This window comes from Devosia sp., assembly GCF_017307565.1.
Taxonomy (GTDB): domain Bacteria; phylum Pseudomonadota; class Alphaproteobacteria; order Rhizobiales; family Devosiaceae; genus Devosia.
On the sequence record NZ_JAFKHD010000441.1, the window covers coordinates 1 to 11,556 of the forward strand.

13 protein-coding genes are annotated in these 11,556 nt (G+C 63.7%); 8 read left to right on the forward strand and 5 right to left on the reverse strand.

The window, feature by feature from the left end:
• The 7 genes from J0I64_RS19265 to J0I64_RS19295 form a co-directional block, all read left to right on the forward strand.
• Positions 1-2,245: transglutaminase family protein (locus J0I64_RS19265; RefSeq protein ID WP_291411287.1), on the forward strand; the 2,245-nt coding region annotated here is incomplete at its 5' end.
• A 4-nt stretch (positions 2,246-2,249) separates the two neighbouring features.
• The gene (locus J0I64_RS19270) at positions 2,250-4,661 is read left to right on the forward strand and encodes a circularly permuted type 2 ATP-grasp protein (RefSeq protein ID WP_291411290.1); all 2,412 of its coding nucleotides are present in this window, start codon (positions 2,250-2,252) and stop codon (positions 4,659-4,661) included.
• Positions 4,662-4,664: 3 nt separating this feature from the next.
• Positions 4,665-5,543 carry a transglutaminase family protein gene (locus tag J0I64_RS19275; RefSeq protein ID WP_291411292.1) on the forward strand — a complete coding sequence of 293 codons (879 nt, stop codon included), beginning with the start codon at positions 4,665-4,667 and terminating at the stop codon, positions 5,541-5,543.
• 115 nt (positions 5,544-5,658) lie between these two features.
• Positions 5,659-5,826, forward strand: coding sequence for a hypothetical protein (locus J0I64_RS19280; RefSeq protein WP_291411294.1), 168 nt, complete (start codon positions 5,659-5,661; stop codon positions 5,824-5,826).
• Between the two features lie 59 nt (positions 5,827-5,885).
• Positions 5,886-6,044: a DUF3309 family protein gene (locus J0I64_RS19285; protein ID WP_084587687.1), complete on the forward strand. Its 159-nt coding sequence runs from the start codon at positions 5,886-5,888 to the stop codon at positions 6,042-6,044.
• Positions 6,045-6,230: 186 nt separating this feature from the next.
• Positions 6,231-6,593: a DNA gyrase subunit B gene (locus J0I64_RS19290; protein WP_291411298.1), complete on the forward strand. Its 363-nt coding sequence runs from the start codon at positions 6,231-6,233 to the stop codon at positions 6,591-6,593.
• Positions 6,593-7,030: a hypothetical protein gene (locus tag J0I64_RS19295; protein ID WP_291411300.1), complete on the forward strand. Its 438-nt coding sequence runs from the start codon at positions 6,593-6,595 to the stop codon at positions 7,028-7,030. The genes J0I64_RS19290 and J0I64_RS19295 overlap by 1 nt, the downstream gene beginning before the upstream one ends.
• Positions 7,031-7,051: 21 nt before the next feature.
• On the opposite strand, the gene J0I64_RS19300 is transcribed toward J0I64_RS19295, so the two are convergent.
• The 3 genes from J0I64_RS19300 to J0I64_RS19310 all read right to left on the reverse strand — a co-directional run bounded on the left by J0I64_RS19300 (position 7,052) and on the right by J0I64_RS19310 (position 10,239).
• Positions 7,052-7,957, reverse strand: coding sequence for a diacylglycerol kinase family protein (locus tag J0I64_RS19300; protein ID WP_291411302.1), 906 nt, complete (start codon positions 7,955-7,957; stop codon positions 7,052-7,054).
• Between the two features lie 5 nt (positions 7,958-7,962).
• Positions 7,963-9,303 (reverse strand): CHASE3 domain-containing protein, encoded by a 1,341-nt coding sequence (locus tag J0I64_RS19305; RefSeq protein ID WP_291411304.1) that lies wholly within the window; start codon positions 9,301-9,303, stop codon positions 7,963-7,965.
• 180 nt (positions 9,304-9,483) lie between these two features.
• Positions 9,484-10,239: a Crp/Fnr family transcriptional regulator gene (locus J0I64_RS19310; protein ID WP_291411305.1), complete on the reverse strand. Its 756-nt coding sequence runs from the start codon at positions 10,237-10,239 to the stop codon at positions 9,484-9,486.
• Positions 10,240-10,317: 78 nt separating this feature from the next.
• On the opposite strand from J0I64_RS19310, the gene J0I64_RS19315 reads away from it, so the two are divergent.
• Positions 10,318-10,740: a hypothetical protein gene (locus J0I64_RS19315; protein ID WP_291411307.1), complete on the forward strand. Its 423-nt coding sequence runs from the start codon at positions 10,318-10,320 to the stop codon at positions 10,738-10,740.
• On the opposite strand, the gene J0I64_RS19320 is transcribed toward J0I64_RS19315, so the two are convergent.
• Complete coding sequence (locus J0I64_RS19320; protein ID WP_291411309.1) at positions 10,728-11,282, reverse strand: RNA polymerase sigma factor; 555 nt, start codon at positions 11,280-11,282, stop codon at positions 10,728-10,730. The two genes, J0I64_RS19315 and J0I64_RS19320, sit on opposite strands and share 13 nt — an antisense overlap.
• Before the next feature lie 4 nt (positions 11,283-11,286).
• Positions 11,287-11,496, reverse strand: a complete 210-nt coding sequence (locus tag J0I64_RS19325) for a NepR family anti-sigma factor (protein WP_291411311.1) — start codon at positions 11,494-11,496, stop codon at positions 11,287-11,289.
• Between the last annotated feature and the right edge of the window lie 60 nt (positions 11,497-11,556).

Below are 11,556 nucleotides of genomic sequence, written 5' to 3' on the forward strand. Positions count from 1 at the left end.
CCTCGCCGACACCCTGATCCGCCGCCTCCGCAACCGCTTCGCGCCCAATGGTCTCATCCACCACGGCCAGGGCAAGTGGTACCCCGGAGAATCCCTCCCCCGCTGGACCTTCTCGCTTTACTGGCGCGTCGACGGCAAGCCGGTCTGGACCGACGAAAATCTCATTGCCAAAGAAGGCGTTAGCTACAACGCTACAGCCACCGACGCGGAAGCATTGGCCCGCGCCATCGCCGAAAATCTCGGCGTAACCGCAGAAACCGTCGCGGCCGCCTACGAAGACCCCGCCGAGTGGCTCCTCAAGGAATCGCGCCTGCCCGACAATGTCGACCCCAGCAATTCCAAGCTGGCCGACGCCGAGGAGCGGGCCCGCATGGCCACCGTATTCGACCGCGGCCTCAACAATCCGACCGGCTATGTCCTGCCCGTCCAGCGCTGGAACGCCACGGCGACAGGTCGTCGCTGGGTTACCGAGCAATGGAAGACCCGCCGCGGCAAACTCTATCTCGTGCCCGGCGATAGCGCTGCAGGCTACCGCCTGCCGCTCGGCAGCCTCCCTCACCTGAACGCCACCGCCTACCCGCACGTGGTGCCCGACGACCCGACGACCGCGCGCCCCGACCTGCCAGAACCAGCAGAAATGCTGGCTATTCTGCGCACGCAGCCCATCACTACCGCCGCCGCGCAGACCATAGTCGAGCAAACCCTCAACGAGATCGACTCCGCCGTCCGCACCGCCCTGACCGTGGAAGTCCGCGACGGACGCCTCTGCGTCTTCCTGCCCCCCGTCGCCTCGCTTGACGACTATCTCGAACTCATCGCCGCCACCGAAGCGTCGGCCAGGCAGATTGGCAAGCCGGTGCATGTGGAAGGCTATCCGCCACCCCACGACCCGCGCCTCAACGTCATCCGCGTCGCCCCCGACCCCGGCGTCATCGAGGTCAACATCCACCCAGCCTCAAGCTGGGACGACTGCGTTGCCACCACCGACGCCATCTACCAGGAAGCCCGCCAAAGCCGCCTCGGCGCCGACAAATTCATGATCGACGGCAAGCATACTGGCACGGGCGGCGGCAACCATGTCGTCGTGGGTGGCGCCACGCCGAACGACAGCCCATTCCTGCGGCGGCCGGATCTGCTGAAGTCGCTGATCCTCCACTGGCAGCGCCATCCCTCGATGAGCTACCTGTTCTCCGGCCTCTTCATCGGCCCCACGAGCCAGGCGCCGCGCTTCGACGAAGCTCGCCACGACAGCCTCTACGAGCTGGAAATCACCATGGCGCAAGTCCCCGCCCCCGGCGCGGGACAACCGCCCTTGCCCTGGCTGACGGATCGTCTATTCCGCAATCTTCTCACAGATGTGACCGGCAATACCCACCGCTCGGAAATCTGCATCGACAAGCTCTTTTCGCCCGCCGGCCCCACCGGCCGCCTCGGCCTTGTCGAGTTCCGCGGCTTCGAAATGCCGCCCAATGCCCGCATGAGCCTCGCCCAGCAGTTGCTGGTCCGCGCCCTCATCGCCCGCTACTGGCGCGAGCCCGCAGAGGGCGAACTCGTGCGCTGGGGCACTACGCTGCACGACCGCTTCATGCTGCCCCATTTCGTCTGGCAGGACTTTATGGGCGTTCTCACCGACCTTGCCCGGTCCGGCTTCCCCTTCGACCCCGCGTGGTTCGAAGCCCAGCTCGAATTCCGTTTCCCCTTCTGCGGTGAAGTCGAGGTTGAGGGCGTCAAACTCGAGCTGCGCCAGGCACTTGAGCCCTGGCACGTCATGGGCGAGCAAGGCGCCATCGGCGGGACAGTGCGCTATGTGGATAGCTCGGTCGAACGCCTGCAGGTCAAGCTCACCGCGCCCAACCCCGACCGCTATACCATCACCTGCAACGAACGCCCCACCCCGCTTACAGCCACAGGCACGGCCGGCACGTCCGTCGCCGGCGTCCGATTCAAGGCCTGGCAACCCGCCTCGGGGATGCACCCGGTCATGCCGGTACACGCGCCGCTGGTCTTCGACATCTACGACAGGTGGACCGGTCGCCCGATTGGTGGCTGCACCTATCACGTCGCTCATCCCGGCGGCCGGAACTACGAGACTTTCCCCGTCAACGGCAACGAAGCCGAGGCACGGCGCCTTGCGCGTTTCGTGCCGCACAATTATACGCCCGGCACCTATTCCTACCGCCCGGAGCGGCCAGCGGACGAATTTCCGCTGACGCTTGACCTCCGGCGACCGCCCCGGTTCACCTGAAATCATGACCAAGCGGACACACGAAACCCGCACCTCGCCCCCCGATGGTCCCAGCATCATTGACGACTATCGGCTGCTACCGGGCGTGCCCGACGAAATGGTCGATGCCAGCGGTGCGCTGCGCCCCGGCTGGGATCGGCTCATGTCGGCCTTCGATGCGCTCGGCTCCACCGAGCTCGCCTCCCGCTTCGAGCGCGCCGATCAATATCTCCGCGACGCTGGCGTCTTCTACCGCACTTATGACGGCGCTGAAGGCAAGGAGCGCGCCTGGCCTCTCGCCCACATTCCCCTGCTGATCGACGAAACCGAATGGCAAACCATTTCCAGGGGCCTCAAGCAGCGGGCCGAACTGCTCGAAAGCATCGTCGCCGATATCTATGGGGACAACCGGCTGGTTCAGGAAGGACTGCTGCCACCTGAGCTGGTGGCGCAGAACAACGAATTCCTCCGGCCGCTCGTCGGTGTAAAGCCCGCCAGCGGCCACTTCCTGCACTTCTGCGCTTTTGAGCTAGGACGCGGCCCCGACGGCGCCTGGTGGGTGCTGGGTGACCGCATGCAGGCTCCCTCAGGCGCCGGCTTCGCGCTCGAAAACCGTGTCGCCACGACCCGAGCGCTCTCCGACGTCTATGGCGAGATGAACATCCAGCGCCTCGCCGGCTTCTTCCGCGATTTCCGCGATCATCTCTTCGCCCAGGCCAAGCGCGACGGCGGCCGCGTCGGCATCCTGACGCCCGGCCAGCTCAACGAAACCTATTTCGAGCACGCCTATATCGCCCGTTATCTGGGCCTCATGCTGCTCGAGGGCGAGGATCTCGTCGTCGACGACGGCCAGGTCATGGTGCGCACGGTGGCGGGCCTGAAGCCCGTCAGCGTCCTCTGGCGCCGCATGGACGCCAGCTTCGCCGATCCGCTCGAACTGCGCTACGACAGCCGCATCGGCACCCCGGGCATGGTCGAGGCGGTGCGTTCTGGCTCGATTTCCATGATCAATGGCCTCGGCACCGGCATTCTCGAAACCCGTGCTTTGGCCGCCTTCATGCCCCGGCTCTGCAAGAGCATTTTCGGCACCGGCCTCGAACTGCCCGAGATCGCCACCTGGTGGTGCGGCCAGGCAGCCGAGCGAGAATATGTCCTCGACAATTTCGACTCGCTGATGATCGGCCCGGCCTTCGCTACCACCCTGCCCTTCGATGACCTGCGCGGCACAGCGCTCGGCGCCAGCATGACGCCGGCGCAGAAGGCGCAGCTCAAGGACCGCATCGCCAGCCATGGCCTCGATTATGTGGGCCAGGAACCGGTCCGCCTATCGACCGCCCCGGTCTATCACGAAGGCAAGCTTGAGCCGCGCCCGATCACCCTGCGCGTCTTCGCGGCCCGCACTGAAAACGGCTGGAGCCTGATGCCCGGCGGCTTCGCGCGCGTCGGCTCCACGCCTGATACCACCGCCCTTGCCATGCAGCGCGGCGGCCAGGCGGCAGACGTCTGGGTCGTTTCGTCGTCGCCGGTCGAACAGGTCTCTCTGCTGCCCCAGGAAGGCGACAGGCTGGTCCGCAATTCGCCCGGTAGCCTCCCGAGCCGCGCTGCGGACAACCTCATCTGGCTCGGTCGCTATGCCGAACGTTGCGAGGCCACGGTGCGCATCCTGCGCGCCTATAACGCACGTCTTGCCGAACTCTCCAAGCCCGACCTGCCGATCCTGACGCGCTCAGCCGAATTCCTCGAAACCATCGACGTCGATGCGACCGAGGCCATGCCGCAGGGCCTGCTCATGTCAATCAACAGCGCCGTCCACAGCGCCGGCCAGATCCGCGACCGGTTCTCGCCCGATGGCTGGCTGGCGCTCAATGACCTGCAGAAAACCGCCCAGCGCTTTGCCGCGCGCATCAAGACCGGGGACGACGCCACCCGCGCCATGACGGTGCTGCTCCGAAAGCTCGCAGGCTTCTCGGGCCTCGTGCATGAGAACATGTACCGCTTCGCCGGCTGGCGCTTTCTCGAAATCGGCCGCCGGCTGGAGCGCGCCATTCAGATCGCCCGCATCACCGGCTGGCTCACCGGCGAAGACGCGCCGGATGGGTCACTGGAAATGTTGCTCGAAATCGGCGACAGCGTCATGACCCACCGCCGCCGCTATTCGGTGACGGCTGGCACCCAGAGCGCCGTGGACCTGCTGGTGCTCGATCCACTCAATCCGCGCTCGGTGCTGTTCCAGTTGACCGAGCTTAGAACCCAGCTCGAAACCCTGCCGGGCGGCATTCGCGATGGGCAATTGTCCACCGTGGCCAAGGCCGCGCTGCAGATCCAGACGCGTCTCCTCACGGCCGAGCCAGATACCGTCACGCCTGCGGTGCTCGATGAGATCGCGGGCGATATCGGCCACCTCGCCAGCCTCATCGCGACACACTACTTCACCTGAGCCATGCTGTACGATGTCCGCCTGACCCTGACCTACGACTATGATGCGCCAGTGCATGGCGGGCGCCATCACATCCGCGTCGCCCCGACGACTGTCCCGGGCGTACAGCGGGTCATCGCCTCGTCGCTGACCTTCTTCCCAAAACCGCACCGGCTGACGAGCTTCGTCGACTTCTTCGGCAACACCGTCAGCGACGTCACCCTCGTCGAGCCGCACGACAAGTTTGAAGTCCGTTTGACCGCGCGTGTGCAGGTGGAAGAAGGCGCCAGTGCCGCCGACTTTTCCGCCTCCCTCGAACAACTGGGGCTCGAAGTCGCTCGCTACTGGTCGGTAGAGCCGGACAGCCCCCAGCACTTTCTCGCGGCCTCTCCGCGCGCACCCATCGTGCCCATCATTACCGAATATGCCGAGCGGGCCACGGTGGATGCCGAAACGGTCCGCGCCAAGGCCATGGCGCTCTGCCTCGCCATCCACCGCGACTTCGAATACGACCCCAAGGCGACTGACGTCGAGACCAAGCCCTCCGAGGCCTTCGCGCTCAAGAAGGGTGTCTGCCAGGACTTTGCGCATGTGATGATCGCCGGCCTTCGCGGCATGGGCATTCCCGCCGGCTACGTCTCGGGCTTTCTCCGCACCACCCCGCCCGCCGGCCAGGCGCGGCTCGAAGGTGCCGATGCCATGCATGCCTGGGTTCGGGTCTGGTGCGGCACCAATATGGGCTGGGTCGAGTTCGACCCCACCAATGCGATGATCGCCGGCGCCGACCACATCAGCATCGGCCACGGCCGCGACTATGCCGACATTTCGCCCATCGTCGGTGTGCTGCGCACGCACGGCTCGCACGAAACGCGCCAGTCGGTCGATGTGATCAAGGTCGAATAGCGCGCGGCACGCTGCACCGCTGGAACCAAATCTGTGCCTCTCCGTTTGTTTGTCACACAGCCCTCAAGGGCAATGACCAAACACTCCGCTTCCGGCGGAGCGATGGAGGCACAAGATGAAGCAGGCTGGAATTCAGACCTTTAAGCATGCTGGCCGTTCCACCATGACGTGGTCGGATGACGCCTATTCCGCCCCCACTCACCTCGGCGATGTCGCCCGCGCGCTGCTCCCCGCAGCGCTCATTCTGGCTGCAGCCACCGCACTACTCGTCGCACTGCTTTAAGTTTCCGGCGCCCCCGGGTCAGGGGCTCTGGTGACGCCGCGTCCATTGAGGAGGGTTTCATGACACTCGGCACAATTCTCATCATCATTCTTATTCTGCTGCTGATCGGCGCCCTGCCGAGCTGGGGCTATTCCCGCGGCTTCGGCTATTTCCCGTCCGGTATCCTGGGCGTCGTCCTCATTGTGGTGCTGATCCTGGTCCTGATGGGACGCGTCTAGCATCACCCTTAAAAAGGCACGCGCCCCTAGCGCTTCGTGCCCTCGCGAACGGACAGACGCCCCCCTGTCCGTTCGCCCCCTTGCCCCGGTGCATCTGATGCATCGGGGCATTCTATTTGCCGCCTCAAAACACGGGAACCGCCTGCTCCGTCAGGCGTTTTCCGCTTAACAAACAGGAGTGTTCCAATGGCATCGACGACCGATATGGCCCCGACCTCGACGCGCAAGAGCGGCAATGCAAGCTCTCGTGCTCCCGCCAAGACGCGCGAGCAGGAACTCGAAGCGCAGGTCGCCCAGCTCCAGTCCGATCTCAAGTCCATCACCGAGACCCTGCGCAAGCTGACTGGTGAAAAAGCCGGCGAAGTCCGCGACATCGCGGAAACCGAATTCCGCCATCTCAAGCGCCGCGGCAAGCATATGGTCGAGGACGTCCAGGACCAGGCTGGCGAATACGAAAAGCAGCTCAAGGACACGATCCGCGAAAAACCTCTGACAGCGGTCGCTACCGCTCTCGGCGTCGGTTTCGTACTCGCCCTGCTGACGCGCTGATGCTTGGCCTCTTGATGCCACTAGCCGGCCTCCTCGGCCTTGAGGTCGAGGGGCTGGGCCACCGCATAAAGGGCCTGGCTATCGTCTACGCGCTTATCCTCGTTTTCGCGGCGATCGGGCTCGGCTTTCTCATCGCCGCCGGACATATCGCGCTGACCGAGGCCATTGGCCTCTTGCCGGCGACGCTGATCATGGCGGGCTCATTTCTGGCCCTGGCGCTTTTCACCTATATCGGCCTCTCGATCGGGGAAAACCGCCGCCGCAAGCGCTTGTCGGAGCGCCGTCGTGCCAGTGACGCCGGCGCCTTCATGACGACCGCGGCCTTGACCGCGCTGCCGCTGCTGACCCGCTCTCCCCTGCTGGTCCGCCTCGGCATTCCCGCCGCCGCACTCACAGCTCTCGCCCTGTTGCGGGACAAGGACGCGCCCGACCCGTGACGGTTCGCCGCCACGGGCCTCTTAAAGGGGTCGCGCCGGCAGAATGACGGATAGCGCCTGCGGCAGGATCCTAAGCTCCACATCCCGCGCCAGTTCGATCAGCTCACCATCGATCACTGCATGCACCTCCCGCTTCCGCTTCGGAAAATGGAGGGTGAGGTGTTCGCTTTCGAGCTCGGTCACTTGCGGGTTGGCTCGCCAACGGCCGATCAGCACGTCGATGACGAGGCTGATCAGTTCGCTCGTCGTTACCGTTCCCGCAAAATAGACGCCGAGCCGGCCGGTATCGAGCCGCTGCGCCACCGGCACCGGGCCATCATCGAGCGGATTGTTCGATATCGCTATGCCGGACACCGTCCGCATCTGCCGCCCATTCTCGTCCTCGAACTCAACGTCGAAGCGCGGCGGGTTGAGCGCGGCAGCACCAATCGCTCGGAGGCTCGCCAGCATTTTGCCGATACGGCTACGATAGACCATGCCGTTACGGATGCGCACGAGGCGGGCATGAATGCCGACGCCGAACTGATGCACAAAGGGCTGCCCATTGGCCGTCGCCAGGTCTACTTGCCCAATAGTCCCCTCAGCCACCGCATGCAGTGCCGTGCGGATATCCGGGGGCACACCGAGGGCGCGAGCAAAAAGGTTCATGGTTCCTGCGGGAAGCACGCCGAGTATCTTGCCGGTCCGATGGGCAATAGCGGCGGCCGAGGAAATCGTTCCGTCTCCTCCCGCCGCAATCATCGCATCGAACTCGGGATCCACCGAGAAGCGCTCGATCGTATCGAGCACGTCTTCCCCGCTCACCACGTAGCACCGCAACTGGTGTCCCGCCTGAGCAAACACAGCCACAGCCTCGGCACAGAAAGTGTCGAGGTCCATGGTGCGCAAGGTGCCACTGTCACGATTGAGGATCGCAGCTACCTGCATTTCGTCTACTCCATGGCGGATTGGCTCGGCGGTGCCGGAGCCTTGTCGAGGGCAGGCATGGACACCGACACCGTCAGCCCCTGTCCGGCAACACTCGAATAAATGGGTTCGCCCCCGAACTGGCCAGACAGCTGGCGAATAATGACCGAGCCCAACCCGCTTTCATCATGCCCCTCGGGCAGACCGACGCCGTTGTCTTCCACGGTCAGCGTGGGGACGCCCGAAGGCGCGCGGAACAGCGAGACAACCACCTTGCCCTGCCGGCCATCGGGAAACGCATGCTTGAGCGCATTCGTCACAAACTCGCCGACGAGGATGCCCAGCGTCGTCGCATCGCGTGCGCTGACCTCGATGCGGTCAATCTTCCCCACGATCGTGACGCGTCCGGAATCGGCCTGCGTCGTCGCGATATCCTCGAGCACGGCGCTCAGAAACTCGTCGGCGCTGGCCGTTTCCATGTCGTCACCAAGCCGCAGACGGCGATGTGCCGAAGCGATGGCATGCACGCGCAGCCGCGCCGCCTCGAGTGCCGTGCGAACCTCTTCCGAGCGGGTCCGCATGAGCTGTAGCGCCAGCAGCGAGGAAACTGTCGCCAGCGAGTTGCCGATGCGATGACTCGTATCCTGCAGCAGCGCCTCGACACGCTGGCGCTCGCGCTCGGCATGCGCCCGCGCCTCTTCGATGGCCCTCGTGCGCTCGACGATCTCCGCTTCAAGCGCCTCGTTCTGGTTAATGAGGCCACGATGCCGCTGCGCCATGGCGCTGACCTGCTTCTGCGTCCGCGCCATCAGCGCATAGGCGAGGCAAACTGCCGCCGCCAGCGCCGCGATGATCGTTACCACCAGCCAGATGCGCGACCGGTCGATCGCCTCGTTGCGCAACGCCAGCTTCTGGTTTTCCTCGGCGATAAACTCTTCGAGCGTGTTGCGGACCTCGCCCATCAGGCGAGCACCCATGCCGGTCTCGGTAAGGCTCTGCGCCTCGTCCTGTCGCGCCGTGGCAACCAGTTCCACCGTCCGGGCCATCTCGGCCATCTTGCCCGCGATATCGCCGGTAATGCTGCGCACGCGCTCGGCCTGCGCCGGGTCGTCCCCGGTCATCGCGAGCAAGGCCTGGACGTTTGTCTCAACGAGCGTCGTTGCGGCATGATAGGGGTCAAGGAACTGCGCATCCCGCGTCAGCATATAGCCGCGCTGGCTGGCCTCGGCCTGGTTCAATGCGTTCACCAGTTCGCGCGCAGTATCACGGACCGCATAAGTGTCGGCGATATCGCGCAATTGGCGGTCCATGCCCTGCATCAACAACAGCGACACGACAGCGGCCAGGCAAACGAGCACGAGCGACACCCAGACGGCAATCCTTCGTGCCGTCCGTCGCCCCAAAACTGGCATTTGCACGCCGGCTGTTCTTTGTCCCACCGCGCTCATCCACACCGTCACTTCTCGACCCCTGTCAAAAGCCTGACGGCCACCTATCGTATGTCCACCGCTTGCCATGTCGCAATGGCAGCAATGAGGCTCATTTATCTATATGAGTGGGCGCTTTCGCTCGGCAGGCTTCTCCCAGTCTGCAAGCTCGCGAAGACCCCCGGCGTCGAGGATTTCGCAGCTGCGATCAAGCCACCGGATAAGCCCTCTGTCCGCCAATTTGCGTAGCGTCTTGTTGGTATGAACGATGGAGAGCCCGAGCGTATCGGCCAGGTGTTGCTGCGTAATCGGAACATGCAGAAGCTTGCCTTCAAGCCTTCCGAGCCCTTCGGCGCGGCTATGCAGGAAAGCCAGAAGATAGGCCGCACGCTCGACGGCCGTTCGGCGACCGACACTAAGCAGGTGCTCGTCGAGCATTCGTTCCTCACGCGACGCGATCCAGGTCATGTCAAATCCCAGGCCGGGATAACCCTTGAAGAGATCATCGAGTTTGTCGCGCTGGAACACGCACAGAACCATCTGTGTCAGGGCCTCGACCGAGTGTTCCATCTCGAACATAACCGACCCCTGCATGCCCAGCAGATCCCCGGGCAGCAGATAGTTCAATATCTGCCTGCGACCGTCCGGCAGGGTTTTGAAGCGAAAAGCCCAACCCGAGAGTACGGTATAAAGATGCGGGCTGCGAGCGCCTTCCGAAAGGATGATCGAGCCGGATTCAGCAACGAGTTCACCGCGCTTAAATCCCGAGATGAAACGCAGCTCTTCCGCAGTAAATTCCCGGAAACTCGGGAGCCCACGGAGTGGGCACTGCTCGCAGTGCACTCGTCTGCCGACGCTGGGTAGGACGAGGCTCAATGGACAGATCCGGGTTGGTAAGGTTTCGCGTCTTAACGTGAGAACACTCCAACCCGTTCCACGGCATGTCTTTTTTAAATGACAGCAGTTGCCGGTACTGGCAGAAATCCGGTCTTTACCGAGGAAGTAGGCATGCTCGCTGGCCAGACGGTCTTGGTCGTTGAGGCGGAATACCTCATCGCCCTCGACATTCAGACTTCCCTCGAAGACCTTGCCGCAGGTGAGGTCATTATCGCCCAAAGTGCGCCCCACGCGCGCGAAATGCTGGGGGAGGACTGGCACAGGTACAGCCTGGCCATTATCGAGGTCGAACGCGGCCTCCCCGACAATATGAACTTTGCTGGCGAGCTTGGCCGGCGCGGCGTTTCTGTCATCGTCCTGACGGCCGACGCAGAGTTGCATAAGACCCTGTCACCGGGAATACCGATCCTGCAGAAGCCGGTGCCGTCCGAAGCGCTCACGGCGGCCGTGGCCGCCGTCAGTGCGCTTCAGAATGAGTGATTGCTGGTCGTAACCTGGGTCGATAGCGCGTCCGGGCCATAGTCGGACTCGCCGCTGACCTTCAGCATTTCCTGCAGGCGCGAACGGGCGCGGCTGACACGACTTTTCATGGTGCCCACGGCGCAATCGCAGATCTCGGCAGCTTCTTCGTAGGAGAAGCCCGAGGCGCCGATGAGAATGATCGCTTCGCGCTGGTCATCCGGCAATTGCGCCAGGGCCTTCTTGAAGTCCTCAAGGTCCATCGAACCATACTGGGACGGATGCACTGAGAGGCGCTCCGTGAAGGCACCATCGGTGTCCTGCACTTCGCGGCCACGCTTGCGCATCTGGCTGTAAAACTCATTGCGCAGAATGGTGAAAAGCCAGGCCTTGATGTTAGTGCCCATCTCGAAGCTGGATTGCTTCGCCCAGGCCTTCATCACCGTGTCCTGCACCAGATCGTCCGCCTTGTCGTGCTTCCCGGTCAGGGAAACGGCGAAGGCGCGCAAGCTGGGCAAGGTCGACAGCATCTCGCGCTTGAACGAGGGGGTCTCGGTCGCCATGAGCTCACTCTCCGCCCTGACGTGTCTGCTTGGTCTGGTCGCGCTCGGCATTGTCGAGCTTCTCCAGCAGGTCGAGGAGTTGATCGGGCACCCCCTCTTCCTGAACCGCGCCATACAGTGCGCGTAACCGCGAACCAATATCCGATGTGGGACCCAATCCATCATCCTGCTGCATTCGCATGCGTTCTTGGTTCACCAAATTGTCCTTATTCATACCGTGACTCTGGCTTCTCAGGCTCTGCCGCTACGGGAGAGAAATTCAATGGATCAAAAA